This window comes from Azospirillum cavernae (assembly GCF_003590795.1).
Classification (GTDB): domain Bacteria; phylum Pseudomonadota; class Alphaproteobacteria; order Azospirillales; family Azospirillaceae; genus Azospirillum; species Azospirillum cavernae.
Genome location: NZ_QYUL01000002.1, coordinates 1,344,442 through 1,366,943 on the forward strand (window position 1 = coordinate 1,344,442; position 22,502 = coordinate 1,366,943).

A 22,502-nucleotide genomic window follows, 5' to 3' on the forward strand; every position below is an offset into this window, starting at 1 on the left:
CGATGGCCCCGGCACCCGACGCTTACCCCATCGACCCGAACGGCGAGGTCGGCTTCACCGTCGAGGCCGCGCGCATGAAGTTCGGCCCCGGCATGCTGGCCGAGCTGGGCGGCGACGCCCAGGCGCTGGGCATGCAGCGGGTGGCGCTGTTCACCGACCCGCGCGTGGCGGCGACCGCCCCCTTCGCGGCGGGTCTGGCCTCGTTGAAGGCCGCCGGGCTGGACGTGGTGGTGTTCGACGCCTGTCGGGTGGAGCCGACCAGCGCGTCCTTTCTGGAGGCCGCCGCCTTCGCCGCCGACGGCGATTTCGACGGTTACGTCTCCATCGGCGGCGGGTCGGTGATCGACACCGCCAAGGCGGCCAACCTTTACGCCACCTACCCGGCGGAGTTCCTGGCCTACGTCAACAAGCCGTTGGGGGAGGGCCGCCCGGTCCCCGGCCCGGTCAAGCCGCACATCGCCTGCCCGACCACCTGCGGCACCGGCAGCGAAACCACCGGCGTCGCCATCTTCGACCATGTGGAAAAACAGGTGAAGACCGGCATTTCCTCCCGCCATTTGCGCCCGACGCTGGCGGTGGTCGATCCGCGCACCATCGACAGCCTGCCCCCCGGCGCCATCGCCGCCACCGGATTCGACGTGCTGACCCACGCGATTGAAAGCCACACGGCGCGGCCCTACCGCACCCGTCCCCGGCCGGAGAACTCCACCCTGCGCCCGCCCTATCAGGGGGCGAATCCCTGGTCGGACATCGGCAGCCTTCAGGCGATCCGGCTGGGCGGCCAATGGCTGGAGCGCGCCGTCAACGACCCCGCCGATTCGGAAGCCCGCGACGCCCTGATGTTCGCGGCGACGCTGGCCGGTCTGGCCTTCGGCAACGCGGGCGTTCACATCCCGCACGCCATGTCCTATTCGGTGGCCGGGATGAATCACAGCTTCACCGCCACGGGCTACGAGGCGGTGGACCCGATGGTGCCGCACGGCGTCTCGGTGGTTCTGAACGCCCCCGCCGCCTTCCGCTTCACCGGCCCCGCCGCCCCCGCCGCCCATCTCCGCGCGGCGGACGCCCTGGGGGCCGACACGCGCGGGGCCAGCCCAGAGGATGGCGGCGAGCTGCTCGCCACCCGCCTGATCGCCATGATGCGCGCCACCGGCCTGCCGAATGGCCTGTCGGCGCTGGGCTATGGCGAGGCCGACATTCCCGGTCTGGTGACGGGCGCGTCCGCCCAACAACGCCTGCTGACCATCGCCCCCCGCCCGGTGTCCGACGAGGATCTGCGGGGGTTGTACCGGGATGCGATGCGTTATTGGTGAGGGGGTGAGTCATCCGCGTCGCCTTCCAGTTTGGCGAGGGTGGCGCGGGCGTTGGCGAGGTTTTTGGTTGTGCCTTTGATGTAGTAGTCGGCTCCCGCCGCGCGGAACATGGCCAACGCCGCGTCCTGCGCGGCGACGGCCTGTTTGGCGATGCCTACATCGCGGTTTCGCTCCGCCAACCGCCGCAGCGCGTTGCCCATGTTGCTCTGTGTCATCGCCCAATCGAGAGGGACGCGCCCTTGGGTGCGTTCGCGCAGGGCGCTTCGGTAGGCATCTACGGCCTCCGTCAGCCACCCGGTTCCGCTCTCGCGCTCCCCGAGCCTTGCGAGAGCGGTTCCGAGATTGTTTTGCGTCGCGGCCCAAGCGAGGGGGACGCGCTCTTGGGTGTGTTCGCGCAAGGCGTTTCGGTAGGCATCAACGGCCTCGGTCAGCCGCCCGGTTCCGCTCTCGCGCGCCCCGAGCCTTGCGAGGGCGCTTCCGAGATTGTTTTGCGTCATGGCCCAATCGAGGGGGACGCGCTCTTGGGTGTATTCGCGCAAGGCGTTTTGGTAGGCGTCGATGGCCTCGGTCAGCCGCCCGGTTCCGCTCTCGCGCTCCCCGAGCGTTGCGAGGGCGTTTCCGAGATTGTTTTGCGTCCTAGCCCAATCGAGGGGGACGCGCTCTTGGGTGTGTTCGCGCAAGGCGTTTCGGTAGGCCTCGACGGCCTCGGTCAACCGCCCGGTTCCGCTCTCGCGCTCCCCGAGCGCCCGGAGGGCGTTTCCGAGATTGTTTTGTGTCATGGCCCAATCGAGGGGGGCGCGCTCTTGGGTGCGTTCGCGCAAGGCGTTTTGGAAGGCCTCGACGGCCTCGGTCAGCCGCCCGGTTCCGCTCTCGCGCTCCCCGAGCCTCCAGAGGGCGTTTCCGAGATTGTTTTGTGTCATGGCCCAATCGAGGGGGGCGCGCTCTTGGGTGCGTTCGCGCAAGGCGTTTTGGAAGGCTTCGACGGCCTCGGTCAGCCGCCCGGTTCCGCTCTCGCGCTCCCCGAGCGTCTGGAGGGCGATTCCGAGATTGTTTTGGATGCGGCTCCACAGGGCGGGGTGGCGGTCTTGCGGCGGCAGCGCCTCGCGGTAGCGGGCGATGGCGCGGCGCAGGGCGTCGTTGTCGCCCCGCTCCTCGCCGTGATGCCGCAGGGCGTCGGCGGAATCGGTGAGATAGTGGCCGCGCGCCTCGGTATCCCCGGCGGGCAGCAAATTGGCGGCGGCGAGGAAATGGTCGGCGGCGGCTAAGTGGTCGAAGCGCAGTTCGCTCAACTGTCCGCGTTCGGCGCGGGTGGCGGCTTGGCGGCGGGCGAGGGCGTCGGCGTTGGCTTGCGCCTTGGCGTGGGCGGCGGCTTGCTCCTCTTCGATGGTGGCGAGGAGCTGGTCGGCGCGGTCGTATTCGCCCTGTTCGATGGCGGCGCGGGCGTCGGACAGGCGTTGCGGGTCGTCCGGCGAATCGAGTCGCAGGGCCTCCAGACGCTCCAACGCCTCGCGGTGGCGCAGGGCGATCTCGGCCAGCTTGGCCCCGAGTTGTTCGGGGGGAACCTCCTGTTCGCGCAGGATGGCGAAGAAGGACGACAGCGCCGCCTGGCTCCGCGTGCCGTACAGCGCGGCGGCGGCTTGCGCCTCCGAGGCTGGGGACAGGTCGCGGACCCCGGCGAAAATGGCGGCGATCTGTTCGGGGGTCGGGCCGTTGTTCGTCGTGATGCTGTTGCCGGTCATCGACCCGCCCGCGCCAACGCCGCCATTGCCGACGCTGACGTTGTTTCCGCCGGGGAGCGGCGTGTCCGCTTTGGTTTTGCGCCGCCAAACCCAGCCGACCATGCCCGCCGCGAGCGGTGGGATGGCGAGAAGCGCAGACAGCGCCCCCGCATATTGCTCTGTGTTGAGCCACGCCCAGATTGTTTCGGCGAGAGTGGACATCATATCGGGCATGGCGACGCGCGTTTCCGGCTGTGGCTGCGCGCATCGTGCCATGTGGATGGATGGAACAACAAGCGTCGCGTGTTTCACGCCCGCCGGGTTCCCTCTCCCGTTTCGGGAGAGGGAAGGGGCCCATGCGACCGCATGGGAAGGGTGACGGGGTGGTCGGGGGCGGGGGTTTATTCTTGCGACCCCCTCACCCGGCGCTGCGCGCCACCCTCTCCCGCTTGCGGGAGAGGGGAAACGGCGTGTGGGACGGGGCGGGGGACGCTTGGTTTTTTGGCGGATCGTTGCTCGGGACGTGCGGACGATATAGGAATTATACCCTATGTTTGCCCGGAGTTCCCCATGCTCGCCAACGACCGCTTTCCCGCCCTGTTCACCGTTTCCGTCCGCCGCGCCGCGACGGGCGCGGTTGAACGGATGGAACAGGTGAACAGCGCTGGAATGCCCCCCAATTTTGAGACTCTGCTAAAGTGTTCCGGCTCTCTTTGGGAGAGGACGGATGGGAGAGAAGCGAAGTGTTGAGTTCAAGGTTTCTCTGGTTCGTCGGCTTGAGGCTGGCGAGCGGGTGACGGACCTCGAACGAGAAAGTGGTGTGTTCCGTTCGCAAATTTACCGCTGGCGGGCGTCTTTTGCTCGCGATGGGGAGGCTGGGTTGGAGCGCGCTCCCGGTCGTCAGCGTGGCTATCGGCGGTCAGGGGCGGTTGAGGGAACGGCGCCGGAGGTTCCTGCTCCCGGCGCGCCGTCGGAAGCTGCTTTGGCTCAGCTTGGGCCGGAGGCGCGCGCCTGGGTGTCGGCGCTTGAGCGGACGGTCGCGCGTCAACAACTGGAATTGGATTTTTTCAGCGAAGCCTTGCAGCGGGTCGAGGAGTCGCGCCGGTCGATGAACGCGGCTGGCGAGAGGGCGTCTACGCCGCCATCCAGGCGATGACGCAGCGGCAAGGCAGGCTTTCGGTGGAGCGGATGTGCGGCTTGGCCCAGGTGAGCCGGGCCGGTTTCTACCGGCATTGGCGGGAGCGCGCTCCGAGGGCGGAGGATACGGACCTGCGCGACGCGATCCAGCGCTTGGCGTTGGCGCATCGGCATTACGGTTATCGGCGGATCACGGCGCTGCTGCGCCGTGAGGGGCGGCTGGCGAACCACAAGCGGGTGCTGAGGCTGATGCGGGAGGACAATCTGCTGAGCCTGCGGCGGGCGGCGTTCGCGCCGACGACGACGGACAGCCGTCATGACTTTCCGGTTTGGCCCAACCTGGCGCGCCGCCTGGCGTTGAGCGGGCCGAACCAGCTGTGGGTGGCCGACATCACCTATGTCCGGCTGGGCGGGGAGTTCGCCTATCTGGCGGTGGTGCTGGACGCCTGGTCCCGCCGGGTGATCGGTTGGGCGTTGGCCGACCATCTGCGCGCGGAACTGGCGCTGGAGGCGCTGGACGGCGCCTTGGCCGCGCGGGGAACGGGACCGATGGTTCACCACTCCGATCGTGGCGTCCAGTACGCCTGCCGGGCCTACATCGAGCGTCTGGAGGCCCACGGCGTCCAGCCAAGCATGAGCCGCGTGGGCTGCCCTTACGACAACGCCATGGCTGAAAGCTTCATGAAGACGCTCAAGACCGAAGAAGTCGATGGCCGCAGCTACGCCGACATCGCCCAAGCGCGCGCTTGCATCGACCGTTTCATCGACGAGGCGTACAATCGACAACGTCTCCACTCGGCCCTCGCTTACAGCCCGCCGGTCGAGTTCGAGGAAAAATCGCCGCCACCAGGGCCGGGCGGCCGCCCGGCCCTGGTGGCATGACCATGCCGGAACATTTTATCGACGTCTCAAAGATGGGGGGCGGTCCAGCGCCCCGAAAACTGTTTCACAGCGTTTCAAACGTTCCATTCGCCCCGCGCCCGTCCCCTCTCCCCGGTGGACGCCACCGCGCCGCCGAGGGCGCTCGACCACGCCGCGCCGCGACGCCGGAAAGCACGAATGGCGGCGTCTCTGCGAAAATTTATCCTGGAAATTCAATGTCTTCAAGCGGATCGCGCGGCGCTCTGAAATCGCCGTTGGAGGTGATGTCGGCGGGTTCTATAATCCGACCGGACGGCGTTCGTTCGCGGCGCCGGTGTTCGGGTGTGGAACAACGCATCTGTCAAACAGGACCGAGAGTGCAGCCTTCATGACCGCGTCGCTTTCCTTCACCATCGTCGTGCCCGCCTACAACGCCGCCGACACCATCGGCGACACTCTGGCCAGCATCCGCGAGGCGGTTCGTTTTGCCTGCGACAAGCGGGCTGTCGGCGCCTGCGACGTGATCGTCGTCGATGATCGCTCCACCGACGACAGCGTGGCCATCGCGGTGGCCCACGACGCGCCCGACCTGCCGATTCGTGTCCTTCATCACACGGAAAACCAGGGGGCTGGCTGCGCCCGCAACACCGGGGCGGCACAGGCGACGGGAGACATCCTGTGCTTTCTGGACGCCGACGATCAATATCTGCCGTCTCATCTGGCGGTGTGCGCCGGAGCCTTCGGTCAGCGGCCGGACATTGATTTCGTCTGCACCCGCTTCACCACAAGCCGCCCCATCGACCCAAGCTGGATCCCGGCGATCTCCGCCGCCGCCATCGGTCCCTTCGCGATCCGCCGCGCCGCCCACGCGCGCATCGGCGGCTTTCCCCCTTTGCGCAATTTCGAGGACACCTTTTACCGCCGTTTGGCCGACAAGATTCTGGTCGGTTGGTATGTGGGCAATGAGACGGCGGTCTATGTCTGGCGTCCGGGAAATTCGTTTGATCGGCAATGGGCAAAGTTCCAAGCGCCCTGTTCGGAGGCCGCTCTGACGCCAGGGGACATGCCGCCCGACGCTGTGACCGCCGCGTTCAACCAACGGCTGGCTTCCCTTTTGCGGCCAGCGCCCTGACGCAACCCCTCTCCTCCCGAGGGAAGGAGAGGGGTTTGGGGTGGTCAGAACTGGTCTTCGCTCAGCGCCATCACGGTGTTGCGGGCGCTGCGGATGGTGGGCAGCAGGGCGGGGGACGGGGCCAGGATCTGTTCGGCGTAGAAACGCGCGACGATCAGCTTGGTTTCCAGGAAGGGGGCGTTGGCGCCGGGGGCGCGCAGGCCGTCCAGCGCGGCGACCGCCGAGCGGGCCAGCATCCAGCCGCCCGCCACGTTGCCCCACAGCTTCAGATAGGCCACCGCACCGGCGGCGGCGCCGCGCAGGTCGCCTTCGGCCTGGGTGGCGACGATCCATTCGACCGCCGCGTCCAGCGCGTCGAGACCCGCCGACAGCTCCGCCCGGATCACGGCCACGTCGTCGCCGGGGACCGAGGCCAGGGAGTCCGCCGTCGCCCGCATCTCGGCGATGAGGGCCTTGGCCGAGGCGCCCTTGTCGCGCCCGGTCTTGCGGAAGGCCAGATCGTTGGCGTGGATGCCGTTGGTGCCCTCGTAAATCGGGGTGATGCGGGCGTCGCGGTAATGCTGGGCGGCGCCGGTTTCCTCGATGAAGCCCATGCCGCCATGGATCTGCACGCCGGTGGACGCCACGTCGCAACCGATGTCGGTGGACCACGCCTTGACGATGGGGGTCAGCACGTCCACCCGCGCCGTCGCCGCCGCGCGCGCGGCCTCGTCCGGGTGGTGGCGGGCGGTGTCGAGCTGGGTTCCGGCGTAGAGCGCCAGCGCGCGCGCCGCCTCGGTTTTGGCGCGCATGTCCAGCAGCATGCGGCGGACGTCGGGATGCTTGATGATCGAGACCGCCGATCCCTTGGCGTCGGCCAGATCCTTGCTCTGCACCCGCGCCTTGGCGTAATCGCGGGCCTGCTGATAGGCGCGTTCGGCCACCGCCACGCCCTGGATGCCGACGCCCAAACGGGCGTTGTTCATCATGGTGAACATGTATTCGATGCCGCGATTTTCCTGGCCGACCAGGAAGCCGACGGCCCCATCCTCGTCGCCATAGGCCATGACGGCGGTCGGGCTGGCCATGATGCCCAGCTTGTGCTCCAGGCTGGCGCAGCGCAGGTCGTTGCGCGCGCCCGGGGTTCCATCGGCGTTGGGCAGGAATTTCGGCACGATGAACAGGCTGATGCCCTTGATCCCGGCGGGGGCGTCGGGCAGGCGGGCCAGCACAAGATGGATGATGTTGTCCGTCAGGTCATGCTCGCCATAGGTGATGAAGATCTTCTGGCCGGTGACGCGGTAGGTCCCATCGTCGGCCCGAACCGCGCGGGTGCGGACGGCGGCGAGGTCGGATCCGGCTTGTGGCTCCGTCAAATTCATCGTGCCGGTCCACTCGCCCGAAATCATCTTGGGCAGGTAGAGCGCCTTTTGCTCGGCGCTGGCGTGTTCGGTCAGCAGATCGACGGCGCCCTGATTCAGCAGCGGGCACAGGCCAAAGGACAGGTTGGACGACTGCCACATCTCGTTCACCGCGAAGGCGACGGTCCAGGGCAGGCCCTGGCCGCCATATTCCGGCTCGAACGGCAGGCTGTTCCACCCGGCCTCGGCGAACTGGCTGTAGGCCTCCTTCCAGCCGGTGGGGGTGCGGACGACGCCGTTTTCCAGGCGCGAGCCTTCCTTGTCGCCCACCCGGTTCAACGGGGCCAGCACGCCGGAGGAGAATTTCCCGGCCTCTTCCAAAATCGCGTCCACCAGATCGGGGGCCGCCGATTCGCAATGCGGCAGAGCGGCGATGGCGTCCAGCCCGACCACATGGTTCAGGACAAAGCGCAGATCATCGACCGGAGCGGTGTAGGAACTCATGGCGGCGCGGCCTCCCAGGGTGTTGATTTGGTAGCGTTGATTGATTGACGTATACGTCAACATACAGCATCGCATGGCGTTTGGCGAGAGGCCCTGTTGACGCGGCGTCTGGTCACGGCTGAGGCGAAAGCTATGCCGGGGATCGCCCGGCGGCAAGCCGCGCGGCGCGCCAAACCCGCCCCTCGGCGGAACGCCTGCGTATGTATAATTATAATTGATTAAAACAATCATTTGACGAACTGAAATTGCAAAGGCGACGCTAATTTCTACCGAGAGCGCCGTGGGATTTTCCCGCAAAAGGCGTGATCGGAAACGCGCATCCCACAGTTTCGTCAGGAGAAATCGGACATGACCAGCTCTGTGACCACCGGGTTCGTGCCGGGTTCGCAAATCCTTCTCCAATCCTTGACGGCGGGGTCGAACCTGTCCTCGATCCTGGTCGCTCAACCGGCGACCGGCGCCCTGACCATGGCGACCTCCACGGCGGGCGCGGCGAACGGCGCCTATTGGCAGGTGGCCGACGCCGGGCAGACCACGAGCTACAACGGCCAGACCCTGGCCGGGATTTATCTGATTTCGCTGTCCACCAACACCGGCGCGCGCTTCCTGAACGGCGACGCGACGACCACCCACGTCACCCTCGCCGCCGCCCCGTCGTCCAGCACGCCCTCGGTCTGGTTCCCGGTTCCCACCGTGATGGGCGGCTATTGCCTGGCCTGCGCGCCCGGCCCGGCGGCCACCACGTCGGTGTGGCTGACCAACAACAACAACCCCGGCCCCGGCCCGAACCTGTCGCTTTACAGCATCTGCAACCAGGGGTCCGGGGTCACGGACAGCTGGTGGCAGCCGGTTCCGGTGACGTTCGGCGCGTCCCTGTAAGCCGGAGCGCTTGCGTGCGGGGAGCGGGCGGGAAACAGGCGCGCTCCCCGTATGCGGGGAAGCTGGTCGCGTGCGTGAAACTTTAACATTTTCTCGTGTGTAGTGTTGGGGAAGCATTCTTTCGGCCAATTGATGGAAAACAAGCGCTGAGAAGAAATAAAATTTTTCCTCAAACAAGGCCGATCTCCCCCCGACACAGGAGAGTCCGCGCATGACCAGCACCCCGCCAAACCCGTTTCAACCGGGCGGGTTCATCCTTCTGAAATCGGAGAGGGGGTCGTGTCTGGCCGCCGATCCGACCAATGGCGCGCTGATCATGTCGGCGTCCGCCTCCCCCATGGCGGTTGCGGCGTCCTGGCAGGTCGCCGATGCGAGCCAATCCGTGACCTACAATGGTCAGACCCTGGCCGGGGTTTATCTGATTGTCCTCGACGGGAACCTGACGGCACGCCTCCTGAACGGCGACCCGGCGACCCAACAGGTCACATTGGTCGCTTCCCCCACGCCGAACGGCGGGACGGTGTGGTTTCCGGCGCCGGTCGCGAATGGCGAGCAGTATTGTCTGGCCTGTTCGCCTGGTCCGGGGGCCACCTCCCCGGTGTGGCTGGTCTCTCAGGATGGTCATAATCTCTTCACGCCGAGCCTCTCGCCGCACAGCGCGCTCAATCCGCTCGGGCTGACGACCGACAGCCTGTGGCGAGCGGAGGCATCTCCATTCCTGACGCGGCCGTAACCGCAAGCGAGGTTTTGCGGGGGCGCGGGCGGGAAACTGGCACGCTCCCTGCATTGACTTCATCGACCGCGAGAGAGGATCGCCCGATGACCTACGCTTCCGCCCTTGGCCTGTCCAGCAACGCCGCCGCCGCTCAAGCCGCTCAGGCGGCCAACGCCCCGCGCGGCCCGGCGACTGTGGAGGCGGCTGTGCGCAACGCCAGCGCCAAGACGGGGGTCGATTTTTCCTATCTGATGGAAAAAGCTGCCGTGGAGAGCGGCTATCGCACGGACGTGAAGTCCTCCTCCTCCTCGGCGACCGGGCTGTACCAGTTCATCGACAGCACATGGTTGCAGACGATGAAGGAGCATGGCGCGGAGTATGGTTTGGGCAAATACGCCAACGCCATCCAGACCCGCAGCGACGGACGCGCTTACGTCGCCGATCCGGCGACGAAGCAGGAGATCCTGGATTTGCGCAAGGATCCCAACACCTCGGCCCTGATGGCGGCGGCCTTCACCAAGGACAACAAGGATTATCTGGAAGAGACGGTGAACGGCAACATCGGCTCGACCGAACTCTACATGGCGCATTTCCTGGGCGCGGGCGGCGCCTCCAAATTCCTCAACGCCATGCAGGAGAACCCCAACCGCTCCGCCCGCGATCTGTTCCCAGAGGCGGCGGCGGCCAACAAGAACGTCTTCACCGACAAGGAAACGGGCAAGGGCAAGACGTTGAAGGAGATTTACGACCGCTTCGCCTCGAAATTCTCGGAAAATCCGGTCGCCAAATTCGCCCCGGCGCAGGCCGCGACCGACGCGGTGCGCAAGCAGGACATGACCGACGGCTTCACCACCCAGGTGCCGATGATGCCCAGCAAGGCGCTGAACGGCACGCCGCTGTCGATCTATCAGGTGTTGGCGCTGAACGCGCTGGAAACCCCCGACGAGGTGGACAGCGCCAACGGCAAGCAGACCCGCCCGCGCGACAAGGAACACCGCCGCATGCGCGACGAGCCGGTGCGCACCGATCAGGCCGCCGACGCCGGGGTCAGCGTCGGACTTGGTCTGGGGCTGGGCCGCGTCGTCGGGTCGGAATCGACGCCGGGCGGGCTGGTCAACACCGTGACGTCGGCGTCCGCCGCCGCCGCCGCGTCCGCCGCGACGGTCAAGGTCGCGGCCTGACGGGCAGCTTTTGCCGGTTTCGGCGCTGTTTCTGCCGGGTCAAAAGCGTCTGGTCAGTCCTTTTTGGCGGCGGCTTCTTGATCGGCCTTCCATTTGGTCATGAAGGCGCGGAACGCCTCGTCCATCTCCGCCCACACCTGTTGGGCGATGGGATCGTCGGCCACCATCTCAATGTAACGGGACAGTTTGGCGAAGCGCGACAGCGTGTCGTCGCCAAAGGCCGCCAGCTTGTTGCCGTAATAGAGCCACGGAACCAGCACGCAATCGGCCAACGACAGTTCCGCCCGCGCGGCGTAGCCCGTGGGTTGGAGAAAATGCTCCAGCGCGTTCAAGCCCTTCTCCAGATTGGCGCGTTCGGTCGGCTCGTCGATTTTGAAGCTGGAATCGGAGGCGGCGCGCAGCAGGCTGAACAGGCTGGCGCAATAGAGATCCACCGTGCGCGGAATCAGCCGGGCCAGCGCGCGTTCCTGCGGGGTGACGCCCAGCATCGACGGGGTGGGGTGCAGGTCTTCGAGATACTCGCAGATGATCAGGCTTTCTGGCAGGATAAAGCCGTTGTGCTCCAGCACCGGCATCTTGCCGATGGGATTCATCGCCTGAAATTCCGGGGTGCCGAGCGCGGCCGGGCGCAGCGCGATGTCGATGCCCTTGGCGTAGCCCTGCATCCGCACGCGGGCGACATAGGGAGAACCGGCGGAACCGTGCAGCACGATCATGATGGGACGCTCGCCTCAATCGGAATGGGATGATGGTTTATACCACCATGCGCCTTGCCGACGGATCAGATTCCCGTGGACCGGGTCGTCCTTGAAGTTCCGAACGTCCGTGCTATCCTGCGTGGCAAGGAGGTGACGCGCCTTCGGTTCCCTGAACAGGCGAGGCCGGTTTCCCGACCCCGCCCTTCGGTTCTTACCTATCCTGGTCCTTGTTGAAGCCGGCTTCCAACTCGATCTTCACCTTGAACCAGAAACGGTCGAACCATTTCAGGAACTTTCTCAAACGCGTCACCTCCTTCCAGTGCGCCGGAACGGCGATGTTCCCGTCCGGCGGGAAAATCATAAGCGAAAATATGCAATCAGGCGATGGGCGAGGCGATCTTTGCGGCGCCGCCGCAAGGCGGGCCTGCGTGTTTGCGCGCGGGCGATTCCTTGACCCAGTGATGCGCTGCACTTAATTTGATGGTTTGTCGCGGGCGCTGGTCGCCATTTCCCCCTTTCTTCCCTGTCGAGCACCCATGGCCGTCCTTCCGATCCTCGTCGCCCCTCACCCGGTCCTGAAGCAGAAGGCGAAGCCCGTCGCCGCCGTGGACGCGCGCGTCGCCGCGTTCATGAACGACATGGTGGAAACCATGTACGCCGCCAACGGCATTGGGCTGGCCGCGCCGCAGGTCGGCGTGCTGGAGCGGATCATCGTCGTCGACGTCCATGAAAAGGACCAGCCGCGCAACCCGATCCGCCTCGCCAACCCGGAAATCATCTGGTCGTCGGAGGACAAAGGCCCGTGCGAGGAAGGGTGCCTGTCGGTGCCCGAACAATACGCCGACGTCATCCGCCCGGTGGCGGTGCGCGTCCGCTACCTCGACGAGACCAACACCCGGCGGGAGCTTGACGCGGACGGCATGCTGGCGACCTGCCTTCAGCATGAGATCGACCATTTGAACGGCGTGCTGTTCGTCGATCACCTGTCGCTGCTCAAGCGCAACATGATCCTGCGCAAGGTGCAGAAGCAGCAGAAGGCGAGCGCCTGATCGTCCTGGCGCGCGATGTCCCGATGACCCAGCTTCGTCTCGTTTTCATGGGCACGCCCGATTTCGCCGTGCCCAGTCTGGCCGCGTTGATCGCGGCGGGGCATGAGATCGTCTGCGTCTACAGCCAGCCGCCGCGCCCCGCCGGGCGGGGGCACCAGGTGCAGAAATCCCCCGTCCACCGCTTCGCCGAAGAAAAGGGCGTCCCCGTTCGCACGCCCAAAAGCCTGCGCAACGCCGAGGCGCAGGCCGAGTTCGCCGGGTTGAACGCCGACGCGGCGGTGGTCGCCGCCTATGGCTTGATCCTGCCGCAAGCGATCCTCGACGCGCCGCGTCTGGGTTGCGTCAACGTCCATGGCTCCTTGCTGCCGCGCTGGCGCGGGGCGGCGCCGATCCAGCGCGCGATTTTGGCGGGCGACGCGGAAACCGGCATCACCATCATGCAGATGGACGTCGGGCTGGACACCGGGGCGATGCTGTCGAAAGAGGCGGTGGCGATCACGCCCGCGACGACGGCCAGCGGCCTGCACGATGATTTGGCGGCGCTGGGCGCGCGGATGATCGTTCCGGCGCTGGCCGGTCTGGCCGACGGCAGCCTGACCGCGCAGCCGCAACCCGAGGAGGGCGTGACCTACGCCGCCAAGCTGACGCGCGAGGACGGGCGGCTCGACTGGAGCCAACCCGCCGCCTTCGTCGAGCGGCAGGTCCGCGCGCTGACCCCCTGGCCCGGCTGCTGGTTCGACATCGGGGCGGAGCGCATCAAGGTTCTGGCGGCGGAGCCGGGCGGCGCGGCCACGGGCGCGCCCGAAACGTTGCTGCCGGGAACGCTTCTGGACGACCGTCTTACGGTGGCTTGCGCCGATGGCGCGGTGCGCTTGACCCGCGTGCAGCGGCCCGGCAAGGCTCCGGTCGATGGCGCGGCCTTCCTGCGCGGTTTCGCCCTGCCGGTCGGCTCTGTGATTGGCGCCCCCTGATGCAGCGGTGGAAACTGACCGTCGAGTATGACGGTCGGCCCTTCGTCGGCTGGCAACGGCAGGACAACGGCCCTTCGGTGCAGCAGAATCTGGAAGAGGCGGTGTTCCGTCTGTCCGGCGAGACGGTGCGCGTCCATGGCTCGGGCCGCACCGACGCGGGCGTCCACGCGCTGGGGCAGGTCTGCCATTTTGATTTGGAAAAGCCCTTCACCGGGCTGAAGCTGCGCGACGCGCTGAACTTCCACCTGAAACCCGCCCCCATCGCGGTGCGGGAGGTCGAGGCGGTGGACGAGCGGTTCCACGCCCGCCTGACCTCCATCGGGCGGTCCTACGTCTACCGCATCGTCAACCGGCGCGCGCCGCTGGCGCTGGACGCGGGCCGCGCCTGGCACGTCACCCGCCCGCTGAACGCCGAGGCGATGCACGAGGCGGCGCAGGTTCTGGTCGGCGCGCACGACTTCACCAGCTTCCGCGCCGCGCTGTGCCAAGCCAAATCGCCGTTGAAGACGCTGGACCGCCTGGACGTCGAACGGGTGGGCGAGGAGCTGCGCATCCACGCCGCCGCCCGGTCCTTCCTGCACCATCAGGTGCGCAACATGGTCGGCACGCTGGAGCTGGTCGGGGCGGGCAAATGGACCGCCGCCGATTTGCGCGCCGCGCTGGAGGCCCGCGACCGCAGCAAGGCCGGGCCGACCTGCCCGCCGGATGGGCTGTATTTCGTCGCGGCGCGTTACTGAGCGGACGGCGTCACGCCCGCCGCAAAATCTCTTCGGCCAGCGCCTGCATTTCCACCGAGGCCTGCGACTTGCGGGCGGCTTCCGTCACCGAAAAGCCGCTCATCAGGGTTCCGGCGTAGGCGGTGCGGTTGCCGATTTGGGCCTCGGCCAGTTGGACGGCGGGCGGGTTCGCCAGTTCATGGACCTTGGCGATCAGCTCGTCGGCGATTTTGGCGCGCGGCGGCACGCGGTTCAGCACCAGCAGCAGGCGGCGCTTTTCCTGGGTCGCCAATTCGATGGTCGGGTGGACCGCCCACAGATCCATCGGGCTGGGCTGCACCGGGGCGATGACCAGGGTGGCGGCGCGCACGGCGATCCGCGCCTCCGTCTGGGCGTGCGGGGGGCTGTCGATCACCACGATGTCGTGGCTGCGGGCCAGCTTCTCAACCTCGGCCTGGGTGCGCCAGCCGTTGATCTGCACATGGGTGAAGCCGGGCTTGCCGCCGGTCGCCTCCGTCCGCACGGCGTGCCAGCGGGTCAGGCTGCCCTGCGGGTCGATGTCCACGGTGGCCACCGAATGGCCCAACTGCGCCCAAGCGATGGCGAGATGGGCGGCCAGCGTGGTCTTGCCGGCGCCACCCTTTTGCTGCGCCACGGTGAAGACCTTGCCCGTCATGCCCGCACCCATCATTGTTGTTGATTGTTGTGTCGTCGCGCCAACGCTGCTTCCGTCATAGCCCTGCCATGACGCGGGCGCAACCCGTGCGAATTGACACAGCGCCGCCACCCGCTACAAAGACCCCCGTGACCGACCAAGCCCCCCCCACGCCCGAACCCGCCGCCGTTCCCGTCGCTGACAAGCGCCCGGCGCTGCTGCCGACCACGCCGACCGGAATCGCCCGCGCGGGCGAACTGCTGCGCGCGGGCAAGCTGGTCGCCTTCCCGACCGAGACGGTTTACGGGTTGGGCGGCGACGCCACCGACGACCGCGCCGTCGCCGCGATCTTCGCCGCCAAGGGCCGCCCGCAATTCAACCCGCTGATCGCCCATCTCCCCGATCTGGCGGCGGCGCAATCCTGGGCGCTGTTTGACGAGCGCGCGTTGGAGTTGGCGCACCAGTTCTGGCCCGGCCCGCTGACCATGGTGCTGCCGCGCCCGGCCAATTCGGCGCTGTCGCTGCTGGTCAGCGCCGGTCTGGACAGCGTGGCGATCCGCGTGCCCGGCCATCCGGTGGCGCAAGCCCTGCTGCGGGCGGCGGGGCGGCCCATCGCCGCGCCCAGCGCCAACCGTTCCGGCGCGGTCAGCCCGACGACGCCGCATCATGTGCTGGAAAGCCTGGGCGACCGGGTGGACGCCGTCGTGACCGGAGGAAAATGCGCGGTCGGGCTGGAATCCACCGTCATCGACCTGACCGGGCCGGAGCCGGTGGTCCTGCGCCCCGGCGCGGTGCTGCCCGAGGAGATGGAACGGCTGATCGGCCCGGTTCGGATGTCGGCGGGCGACCCGACCGCGCCGAAAGCGCCGGGCCAGTTGGAAAGCCACTACGCCCCCAACGCGGCGGTGCGGCTGAACGCCAAATCGGCGGAGGAGGGCGAGGCGCTGTTGACCTTCGGCCCCGACCGCTTCGTCTTTGGCGGAACCGCCCGTCTGAATCTCAGCCCGCAAGGCGACCTGAACGAGGCGGCGGCCAACCTGTTCAGCCACTTGCGTCAACTCGACCAGAGCGGCGCCCCCCGCATCGCCGTGATGGCGATCCCCGACGAAGGGCTGGGCGTGGCGATCAACGACCGCCTGCGCCGTGCGGCGGCTCCGCGTTCATAGGGGCCGCGCTCCTGATTCACGTCCATCGTCGATGGAAATGGCGGGCGGGAGATTGTAGAAGGGAAGCGCTACTAAGCAGGTTTTCCGAATTCTGCTTAGGCCCCTCACCATCGCCGGACCCCGCACCATGACCAGCATTTCCGCCGCCGCTCTTCAGAACGCCCTGGACCAGATTCGCGCCGTCGTTGGCCCGACCGGCATCCTGACCGAGGCGTCGGACATGGCCCCCTATCTTGCGGAGTGGCGCGGGCGCTTCAAGGGCAATAGCCCGGCGGTGGTCCGTCCGGCCAACACCGAAGAGGTCGCCGCCGTCGTCAGGATTTGCGCCGACGCCGGGATCCCCATCGTGCCGCAGGGCGGCAACACCAGTCTGGTCGGCGGCTCCATCCCCTATGAGGAGGGGCGCGAGATCGTGCTGAGCCTGTCGCGGATGAACCGCGTCCGCGAGATCGACCCCCTGAACTACACGATGACGGTCGAGGCCGGGGTGGTCCTGACCAGCGTGCAGAACGCCGCCGCCGAGGTGGACCGGCTGTTCCCGCTCAGCCTGGGCGCGGAAGGCACGGCGCAGATGGGCGGGTTGATTTCGACCAACGCGGGCGGCATCAACGTCCTGCGCTATGGCAACACCCGCGATCTGGTGCTGGGGCTGGAGGTCGTGTTGGCCGATGGCCGGGTGTGGGATGGTCTGCGCCGTCTGCGCAAGAACAACACCGGCTATGACCTGAAAAACCTGTTCATCGGCGCCGAAGGCACGCTGGGCATCGTCACCGCCGCCGTGCTGAAGCTGTTCCCGCGCCCGCGCCAGTCGATCACCGCCTTCGTCGCCGTGCCCAGCCCCGCCGCCGCCGTGGAGCTGCTGGCCCGTCTGCGCGCCGCGTCGGGCGACGCCGTGTCGGCGTTCGAGCTGATGTCCCGCCGTTGCCTGGATTTCGCGTTGAAGCATGTGGCCGGGACCATCGACCCGCTGTCCGATCCGTCACCCTGGTACGTCATCACCGAACTGACGGCGGGCACCCAGTCCGACGCCTTCCAGGAGACGGTCGAAACCGCGCTGGGCGAGGCGTTCGAGGCCGAATTGGCGACCGACGCGACGCTGGCCCAATCGGAAACCCAGGCCAAACAGCTTTGGTTCATCCGCGAGGCCATCGTCGAGGCGCAGAAGTTCGAGGGCGGCTCGATCAAGAACGACGTGTCGGTCCCGGTGTCGCGCGTCGCCGAGTTCATCGACCTGGCCGAGGCCGCCGTCGCCAAGGCTTGCCCCGGCATCCGCCCGACGCCCTTCGGCCATGTCGGCGACGGCAACATCCACTTCAACCTCAGCCAGCCCGAAGGGGCCGACAGCGCCGCCTATCTGGCCCGCTGGGACGAGATTTGCCATGTGGTGAACGCGGTGATCTTCGCGCTCGACGGCTCCATCTCCGCCGAACATGGCGTCGGGCGTTTCAAGAAGGACGAGATGCCGACGATCAAGGGGCCGGTCGAGTTCGACCTGCTGCGCGCGGTCAAGGCGACGCTCGACCCGAACGGACTGCTGAACCCCGGCAAGATGCTGCCCTGAGCGGGCGCGCCGGGTCACAATATTGCGGGGGACAGGCTTGCGGCGAAAGACGTTTGGCCGCGCTTGTCCCCGCCGCGACACAACGCTATTGTGCGGCCTTCCATGGTTCCGCGCCTGTTCGTACCGCGAGAGAGAGTTTTTCCGATGTCCAAGCCGCGCACTCTGTTCGACAAGATTTGGGACAGCCACATCGTGCATCGCCAGGATGACGGCACCTGCATCCTCTACATCGACCGCCATCTGGTGCATGAAGTCACCAGCCCGCAGGCGTTCGAGGGGCTGCGCGTGGCCGGTCGCCCGGTGCGCAGCCCGATGGCCACTCTCGCGGTTCCCGATCACAACGTCCCCACGACCGACCGCTCCAAGGGCATCGTCGAGGAAGAAAGCCGGATCCAGGTCGAAACGCTGGACAAGAACGCCCGCGATTTCGGCATTCGCTATTTCCCGATGGACGACGTCCGCCAGGGCATCGTCCACATCGTCGGGCCGGAACAGGGCTTCACGCTGCCCGGCGCCACCATCGTCTGCGGCGACAGCCACACGGCCACGCACGGCGCCTTCGGCGCGCTGGCCTTCGGTATCGGCACGTCGGAGGTCGAGCATGTGCTCGCCACCCAGACTTTGTTGCAAAAGCCGGCCAAGAACATGTTGGTCCGGGTTGACGGCTCGTTGAACCCCGGCGTCACCGCCAAGGACATCGTGCTGGCCATCATCGGCACGATCGGCACGGCGGGCGGCACCGGCTACGTCATCGAATTCGCGGGTCAGGCGATCCGCGATTTGTCGATGGAAGGTCGCATGACCGTCTGCAACATGGCGATCGAAGGCGGCGCGCGCGCCGGTCTGATCGCCCCGGACGAAAAGACCTACGCCTACGTCCAGGGCCGGGCGCTGGCCCCGAAGGCGGGCGCGTTCGAGCAGGCCGTCGCCTATTGGAAGACGCTGCCATCGGACGAGGGCGCGGTCTATGACGCCACCATCGTGCTGAACGCCGCCGACATCGCCCCGCAAGTCACCTGGGGCACCAGCCCGGAAGACGTGCTGCCGATCACCGCGACCGTGCCGAACCCGGCGGACATCGCCGACGAGGGCAAGCGCGCCGCCGTCGAACGTTCGCTGGCCTATATGGGCCTGACCCCCGGCCAGCCGCTGTCCAGCGTCAAGGTCGACACGGTGTTCATCGGTTCCTGCACCAACGGCCGCATTGAAGATCTGCGCGCCGCCGCCGATCTGGCCAAGGGCCGCAAGGTCGCCGAGGGCGTGCGCGCCCTGGTCGTCCCCGGCTCGGGTCTGGTCAAGGAGCAGGCCGAGGAAGAGGGTCTGGACAAGATCTTCGTCGAGGCCGGTTTCGAGTGGCGCGAGCCGGGTTGCTCGATGTGTCTGGCGATGAACCCCGACCGTCTGGCCCCGGGCGAGCGCAGCGCGTCCACCTCCAACCGCAACTTTGAAGGCCGTCAGGGCCGTGGCGGCCGCACCCACCTCGTCAGCCCCGGCATGGCCGTGGCGGCGGCGGTGACGGGCCATCTGTCCGACGTCCGCGATCTGGCGTAAGCCGGGTTCGGTCGTTTCGGCGACGCTTGGGTTGTGATGGCGGGCGGGGATGGCGACATTCCCGCCCGTTTTCTGTTTGGCGCTTGGGGCAAGGAGCCGATCATGCGGGTGCTGGCGATTTCCGGCAGTTTGCGCGCCGCGTCCACCAACAGCGCGCTGTTGCGGGCGGCGGCGGCGGTTGCGCCGGACGGCGTGACCGTTACGGTCTTTGCCGGGCTGGACGGGCGCGGCGTCGGCGGTCTGCCGCTGTTCAACCCGGATGACGACGGCGGCGACGGCGAGCCGGCCTTGCCGACGGTGCGGGCGTTTCGCGCGGCGTTGGTCGCGGCGGACGCGGTGGTGATCGCCTGCCCGGAATACGCCCATGGCGTGCCGGGCGCCTTGAAGAACGCGTTGGATTGGGTGGTGGCGAGTGGCGAGTTGGTGGACAAGCCGACGGCGCTGCTGCACGCCTCGCCGCGTTCGGCTTACGCGCGGGCGGCGTTGGCGGAGGTGCTGACGGTGATGTCGGCCCGGCTGGTCGAGGAGGCCAGCGTCACCATTCCCCTGATGGGAAAAACACCGGACGAGGCGGCGGTGATTTTGACCAGCGCGGAGAGCGTCGCGGCGTTGCGGGGCGCCCTGCTGGCCATGGGCGTTGCGGTGGCCGCGCGCGGGACGGGATGAGTTTTGGCGCCTGCGCTTCTTGAGACGGTTCGCCAGCATCGAAAAGCCGGACGCGAAGGACATGCGCATCCGGCTTTTGTGATGACCGATGGGCTGAATTCAACGCCGCTTCGTCGGCAATTCGTCGAGCGACAAGACGCCATCGCCGTTGCGGTCAAGTTGCTTGAAATGGGCTGTTCGGCGCTGTTTGATCGTGTCCGCCGACTGCTTGGAATTGCCGCGCGGCGCGTTCAGGAATTCGTCGAGCGACACGCTGCCGTCGCCATCGGTGTCCATCGCCTTCATCATGGCCGCGTGTTGAGCGGCGCCCTTGCCGGATCCAGGGCCTTGCCCCTGACCTTGCCCCTGACCTTGCTGCGCAAACGCGGCGCTGCCGGACATCAGAAGAGCGGCGGCCACAGCCGCCATCAGCATCGTTTTCATGGTTGCCTCCAGTTGAGAGCGGATGGTCTGCCCTCTCACGGACATTGAACACCCACCCTGTAACGGTAGCATGTCTGCAAAGAAGGTTTCTGTAACCATTGGTAACTGGCATAGTGCAGGCTAGATAGGATAGAAGATATTTTAGAGACTAAACTCTGCGCGTGCCCTTGATTGGATGGATCAAATATTGCCTATATCCTTTATCCGTGCGGTTTTTTGTCGCTGGGTATTTTGGGTTTTTCATTGATGTCGTTGAAAATGGTGCAGTAAATCTGCTGTTTGCGGGTGAAACACACCGTGCCGCGAGTCGGTCGTCCTCTGATGTCTTCAGGAACAAAGGCTGTCATCCCCGCCGGAAGCGGGGACGACCATGGATGATCGACAAAAGAACGATCAATCCGAATCGGGTGTCAGGCTTTCTTGACGAACTCGGACTTCAAATCCATGGCGCCGACGCCGTCGATCTTGCAGGAAATGTTGTGGCCGTTGGCGCCGTCGGTCAGGCGGATGCTCTTGACCTTGGTGCCGCCCTTGATGACCAGCGACGATCCCTTGACTTTCAGATCCTTGATGACGGTCACGCTGTCGCCGTCGGCCAGCACATTGCCGTTGGCGTCGCGGATCTCCGAACCATCGGCGGCGGGGGCGCTGGCCGCCGCGTCCGGGTTCCATTCATGGGCGCATTCCGGGCAGATCCACAGGCTGCCGTCCTGATAGACATGTTCGGAATTGCACTGGGGGCATTTCAAATCGTCGGACATCGCGGGTTCCTTCTCGCTGGCCTTGTCGCTGGGGAGCGGCACCCTAATGCAGCGGCCGGGCAATAGGAAAGACAAGCTTTCGCGTGGGGGTATTGCGCCGCCGCTTGGTTCCCTGCGCTCAGTCGCCGCGCCCGCGCGGTTGGCCCAGCAGCCCTTGCGGGCGGTAGATCAGGAACAGCGTCAGCAACCCGAAGGCCACGATGTCCTTGTAGGCGATGACGAAATAGGCCGACCAAAAGGTCTCGACCAAGCCCAGCAACGCCCCGCCCAGCATCGCGCCGGGCACCGATCCGATGCCGCCGACCACCGCCGCCGCCAGCGCCTTGAAGCCGATCAGCGAGCCGGTGAAAAAGCTGACGCCGCCGTAATAAAAGGCGATGACCGATCCCGCCGCCGCCGCCAGCCCGCCGCCGATGGCGAAGGTGACGGCGATGGTGCGGTTGACGTCCACCCCGACCAGCTCCGCCGCCGCCAGATCGTCGGTGCAGGCGCGGTGCGCCCGGCCATAGGCGGTTTTCTGGATGACGCCCCACAGCAGCGCGTACAGACCGGCGGTCAGGCCAAGGATCGCCAGTTGCGAGGAGAGCGCCGTCACCGTGAAGGCGCCGTCGCCGACCAAATCATGGCGGTCGGCCAGCGCCGGAGTCGGCCACCAGTCGCGCGCGCCGTGCAGCAGCCGCATCCCCTCCTGATAGGCCACCGACAGCCCGACCGCGATGATGAGCGGGGTGTGGGAGCGCACGCCGCGCAGCCGCCGGAAGACCAGCCGGTCCATCGCCCAGCCCTGGACGGCGGTGAAGCCCATCGCCAGAACCAGCACCCCCAGCAGGGCGGGCGGCCAGGTCGCCAACCCGGCCATGCCAAGACCGGCGGCGGCCATCGCCGTCATCATCGCGCCCAGCATGGTCAATTCGCCCATCGCCAGATTGATCTGGCCGATGATGGCGTAAACCAGCGTGTAGCCCAGCGCCAGCAGCCCATAGACGCAGGCCACCGTCGCCGCGTTGATGATCTGTTGCAGCAGGAACAGGAACGGCGTCCACAGCGTTTCGACGCCGCGCACGAAGCTGGCCGCCGGGGCGGCGTCGTTGCGCGGCGGCTTGATGCGGATCCACTGCTCCAGCATGGCGTAACGGATGCCGGACAGCCAGCCGGTGCGGTCGGTGGCGACGGCGGCCAGTTGGGTGCGCCCGGCCTCGGTCGAGCTTCCGGCGAATCGGCAGGTGATCCAGTGGGACTCCCCGGCGGATTGGTAATCCAGCCGGATGGCGCGCGGGTCATCGGCCAGCATCCGCGAGGACACGCCGGTGAAGGACTCGTCTTCAAAGGCCGGGATCAGCTTCCGGCACAACAATTCCTGGTCGGCGTCAACGCCGCACCCGGCCAACAGCGGCAGACAGGCAAGCAACAGCAGAAGATGGCGGAGCACGGAGCGGCCTGATGGTGACGATGGCTTGAGCCTACCGACAATCCGTCCGACTGTCATGCGCCGGGTTGCGCCGCTT

The 22,502-nt window shown here is 66.9% G+C and carries 21 protein-coding genes; 14 read left to right on the top strand and 7 right to left on the bottom strand.

Going from position 1 to position 22,502, the window contains the following annotated elements; genetic code table 11:
• Positions 1 to 2 precede the first annotated feature (2 nt).
• The gene (locus D3877_RS17765; RefSeq protein ID WP_119832028.1) at positions 3 to 1,313 is read left to right on the top strand and encodes a hydroxyacid-oxoacid transhydrogenase; all 1,311 of its coding nucleotides are present in this window, start codon (positions 3 to 5) and stop codon (positions 1,311 to 1,313) included.
• Here the strand turns inward: D3877_RS17765 and D3877_RS17770 are convergent.
• Positions 1,304 to 3,265: a tetratricopeptide repeat protein gene (locus D3877_RS17770; RefSeq protein ID WP_147395225.1), complete on the bottom strand. Its 1,962-nt coding sequence runs from the start codon at positions 3,263 to 3,265 to the stop codon at positions 1,304 to 1,306. The two genes, D3877_RS17765 and D3877_RS17770, sit on opposite strands and share 10 nt — an antisense overlap.
• Positions 3,266 to 3,758: 493 nt before the next feature.
• Between D3877_RS17770 and D3877_RS17775 the strand changes: the two genes are divergently transcribed.
• From D3877_RS17775 to D3877_RS17785, 3 genes are all read left to right on the top strand, one after another.
• A complete protein-coding gene (locus D3877_RS17775; protein WP_119828928.1) occupies positions 3,759 to 4,187 on the top strand; it encodes a helix-turn-helix domain-containing protein in 429 nt (142 codons plus the stop codon).
• Entirely contained in the window at positions 4,184 to 5,050 is an 867-nt protein-coding gene (locus tag D3877_RS17780) for an IS3 family transposase (RefSeq protein WP_119828929.1), read from the top strand. Before D3877_RS17775 ends, D3877_RS17780 begins: the two co-directional genes overlap by 4 nt.
• Before the next feature lie 367 nt (positions 5,051 to 5,417).
• A complete protein-coding gene (locus D3877_RS17785) occupies positions 5,418 to 6,161 on the top strand; it encodes a glycosyltransferase family 2 protein (RefSeq protein ID WP_119832030.1) in 744 nt (247 codons plus the stop codon).
• Positions 6,162 to 6,205: 44 nt separating this feature from the next.
• Here the strand turns inward: D3877_RS17785 and D3877_RS17790 are convergent, their stop codons facing one another.
• Positions 6,206 to 8,005 carry an acyl-CoA dehydrogenase gene (locus D3877_RS17790; protein ID WP_119832529.1) on the bottom strand — a complete coding sequence of 600 codons (1,800 nt, stop codon included), beginning with the start codon at positions 8,003 to 8,005 and terminating at the stop codon, positions 6,206 to 6,208.
• A 348-nt stretch (positions 8,006 to 8,353) separates the two neighbouring features.
• Between D3877_RS17790 and D3877_RS17795 the strand changes: the two genes are divergently transcribed.
• From D3877_RS17795 to D3877_RS17805, 3 genes are all read left to right on the top strand, one after another.
• Positions 8,354 to 8,884, top strand: a complete 531-nt coding sequence (locus D3877_RS17795; protein ID WP_119832031.1) for a hypothetical protein — start codon at positions 8,354 to 8,356, stop codon at positions 8,882 to 8,884.
• A gap of 211 nt (positions 8,885 to 9,095) precedes the next feature.
• The gene (locus D3877_RS17800) at positions 9,096 to 9,617 is read left to right on the top strand and encodes a hypothetical protein (RefSeq protein ID WP_119832032.1); all 522 of its coding nucleotides are present in this window, start codon (positions 9,096 to 9,098) and stop codon (positions 9,615 to 9,617) included.
• Between the two features lie 86 nt (positions 9,618 to 9,703).
• Positions 9,704 to 10,780, top strand: coding sequence for a transglycosylase SLT domain-containing protein (locus D3877_RS17805; protein WP_238474943.1), 1,077 nt, complete (start codon positions 9,704 to 9,706; stop codon positions 10,778 to 10,780).
• A gap of 53 nt (positions 10,781 to 10,833) precedes the next feature.
• Here D3877_RS17805 and D3877_RS17810 read toward each other — a convergent pair whose 3' ends face one another.
• Entirely contained in the window at positions 10,834 to 11,496 is a 663-nt protein-coding gene (locus D3877_RS17810) for a glutathione S-transferase family protein (protein WP_119832033.1), read from the bottom strand.
• A 518-nt stretch (positions 11,497 to 12,014) separates the two neighbouring features.
• Between D3877_RS17810 and def the strand changes: the two genes are divergently transcribed.
• From def to truA, 3 genes are read left to right on the top strand one after another with little or no spacing between them, the layout of a single operon-like run.
• On the top strand, positions 12,015 to 12,527 hold the full coding sequence (gene def / locus D3877_RS17815; RefSeq protein ID WP_119832034.1) for a peptide deformylase: 513 nt from the start codon (positions 12,015 to 12,017) through the stop codon (positions 12,525 to 12,527).
• 23 nt (positions 12,528 to 12,550) lie between these two features.
• Positions 12,551 to 13,498: a methionyl-tRNA formyltransferase gene (fmt, locus tag D3877_RS17820; protein ID WP_119832035.1), complete on the top strand. Its 948-nt coding sequence runs from the start codon at positions 12,551 to 12,553 to the stop codon at positions 13,496 to 13,498.
• Positions 13,498 to 14,235: a tRNA pseudouridine(38-40) synthase TruA gene (truA, locus tag D3877_RS17825; RefSeq protein ID WP_119832036.1), complete on the top strand. Its 738-nt coding sequence runs from the start codon at positions 13,498 to 13,500 to the stop codon at positions 14,233 to 14,235. The genes fmt and truA overlap by 1 nt, the downstream gene beginning before the upstream one ends.
• Before the next feature lie 10 nt (positions 14,236 to 14,245).
• Here truA and parA read toward each other — a convergent pair whose 3' ends face one another.
• Positions 14,246 to 14,890: a ParA family partition ATPase gene (gene parA / locus D3877_RS17830; RefSeq protein WP_119832037.1), complete on the bottom strand. Its 645-nt coding sequence runs from the start codon at positions 14,888 to 14,890 to the stop codon at positions 14,246 to 14,248.
• Positions 14,891 to 15,018: 128 nt separating this feature from the next.
• Between parA and D3877_RS17835 the strand changes: the two genes are divergently transcribed.
• The 4 genes from D3877_RS17835 (at position 15,019) to D3877_RS17850 (ending at position 19,813) form a co-directional block, all read left to right on the top strand.
• Positions 15,019 to 16,035, top strand: coding sequence for an L-threonylcarbamoyladenylate synthase (locus tag D3877_RS17835; RefSeq protein WP_420796902.1), 1,017 nt, complete (start codon positions 15,019 to 15,021; stop codon positions 16,033 to 16,035).
• 127 nt (positions 16,036 to 16,162) lie between these two features.
• Entirely contained in the window at positions 16,163 to 17,596 is a 1,434-nt protein-coding gene (locus D3877_RS17840; RefSeq protein WP_119832039.1) for an FAD-binding oxidoreductase, read from the top strand.
• Positions 17,597 to 17,740: 144 nt separating this feature from the next.
• Complete coding sequence (gene leuC, locus D3877_RS17845) at positions 17,741 to 19,147, top strand: 3-isopropylmalate dehydratase large subunit (RefSeq protein ID WP_119832040.1); 1,407 nt, start codon at positions 17,741 to 17,743, stop codon at positions 19,145 to 19,147.
• Positions 19,148 to 19,183: 36 nt separating this feature from the next.
• The gene (locus D3877_RS17850; RefSeq protein WP_199720833.1) at positions 19,184 to 19,813 is read left to right on the top strand and encodes an NADPH-dependent FMN reductase; all 630 of its coding nucleotides are present in this window, start codon (positions 19,184 to 19,186) and stop codon (positions 19,811 to 19,813) included.
• Between the two features lie 99 nt (positions 19,814 to 19,912).
• On the opposite strand, the gene D3877_RS17855 is transcribed toward D3877_RS17850, so the two are convergent.
• From D3877_RS17855 to D3877_RS17865, 3 genes are all read right to left on the bottom strand, one after another.
• Entirely contained in the window at positions 19,913 to 20,236 is a 324-nt protein-coding gene (locus tag D3877_RS17855; RefSeq protein WP_158599942.1) for an EF-hand domain-containing protein, read from the bottom strand.
• Positions 20,237 to 20,646: 410 nt separating this feature from the next.
• Positions 20,647 to 20,997, bottom strand: a complete 351-nt coding sequence (locus D3877_RS17860) for a zinc ribbon domain-containing protein YjdM (protein WP_119832532.1) — start codon at positions 20,995 to 20,997, stop codon at positions 20,647 to 20,649.
• 118 nt (positions 20,998 to 21,115) lie between these two features.
• A complete protein-coding gene (locus D3877_RS17865) occupies positions 21,116 to 22,426 on the bottom strand; it encodes a branched-chain amino acid ABC transporter permease (RefSeq protein WP_119832041.1) in 1,311 nt (436 codons plus the stop codon).
• Positions 22,427 to 22,502: the final 76 nt, after the last annotated feature.

What these genes read in the sequence shown, in the direction of transcription:
- D3877_RS17785 (WP_119832030.1), top strand. Translation starts at nt 5,418, where the DNA reads ATGACCGCGTCGCTTTCCTTCACCATCGTCGTGCCCGCCTACAACGCC.
- truA (WP_119832036.1), top strand. Translation starts at nt 13,498, where the DNA reads ATGCAGCGGTGGAAACTGACCGTCGAGTATGACGGTCGGCCCTTCGTC.
- D3877_RS17810 (WP_119832033.1), bottom strand. Translation starts at nt 11,496, where the DNA reads ATGATCGTGCTGCACGGTTCCGCCGGTTCTCCCTATGTCGCCCGCGTG.
- D3877_RS17855 (WP_158599942.1), bottom strand. Translation starts at nt 20,236, where the DNA reads ATGAAAACGATGCTGATGGCGGCTGTGGCCGCCGCTCTTCTGATGTCC.
- D3877_RS17775 (WP_119828928.1), top strand. Translation starts at nt 3,759, where the DNA reads ATGGGAGAGAAGCGAAGTGTTGAGTTCAAGGTTTCTCTGGTTCGTCGG.
- D3877_RS17795 (WP_119832031.1), top strand. Translation starts at nt 8,354, where the DNA reads ATGACCAGCTCTGTGACCACCGGGTTCGTGCCGGGTTCGCAAATCCTT.
- D3877_RS17800 (WP_119832032.1), top strand. Translation starts at nt 9,096, where the DNA reads ATGACCAGCACCCCGCCAAACCCGTTTCAACCGGGCGGGTTCATCCTT.
- D3877_RS17805 (WP_238474943.1), top strand. Translation starts at nt 9,704, where the DNA reads ATGACCTACGCTTCCGCCCTTGGCCTGTCCAGCAACGCCGCCGCCGCT.
- D3877_RS17780 (WP_119828929.1), top strand. Translation starts at nt 4,184, where the DNA reads ATGACGCAGCGGCAAGGCAGGCTTTCGGTGGAGCGGATGTGCGGCTTG.
- def (WP_119832034.1), top strand. Translation starts at nt 12,015, where the DNA reads ATGGCCGTCCTTCCGATCCTCGTCGCCCCTCACCCGGTCCTGAAGCAG.
- parA (WP_119832037.1), bottom strand. Translation starts at nt 14,890, where the DNA reads ATGACGGGCAAGGTCTTCACCGTGGCGCAGCAAAAGGGTGGCGCCGGC.
- leuC (WP_119832040.1), top strand. Translation starts at nt 17,741, where the DNA reads ATGTCCAAGCCGCGCACTCTGTTCGACAAGATTTGGGACAGCCACATC.
- D3877_RS17860 (WP_119832532.1), bottom strand. Translation starts at nt 20,997, where the DNA reads ATGTCCGACGATTTGAAATGCCCCCAGTGCAATTCCGAACATGTCTAT.
- D3877_RS17840 (WP_119832039.1), top strand. Translation starts at nt 16,163, where the DNA reads ATGACCAGCATTTCCGCCGCCGCTCTTCAGAACGCCCTGGACCAGATT.
- D3877_RS17790 (WP_119832529.1), bottom strand. Translation starts at nt 8,005, where the DNA reads ATGAGTTCCTACACCGCTCCGGTCGATGATCTGCGCTTTGTCCTGAAC.
- D3877_RS17770 (WP_147395225.1), bottom strand. Translation starts at nt 3,265, where the DNA reads ATGCCCGATATGATGTCCACTCTCGCCGAAACAATCTGGGCGTGGCTC.
- D3877_RS17765 (WP_119832028.1), top strand. Translation starts at nt 3, where the DNA reads ATGGCCCCGGCACCCGACGCTTACCCCATCGACCCGAACGGCGAGGTC.
- D3877_RS17850 (WP_199720833.1), top strand. Translation starts at nt 19,184, where the DNA reads ATGGCGGGCGGGGATGGCGACATTCCCGCCCGTTTTCTGTTTGGCGCT.
- fmt (WP_119832035.1), top strand. Translation starts at nt 12,551, where the DNA reads ATGACCCAGCTTCGTCTCGTTTTCATGGGCACGCCCGATTTCGCCGTG.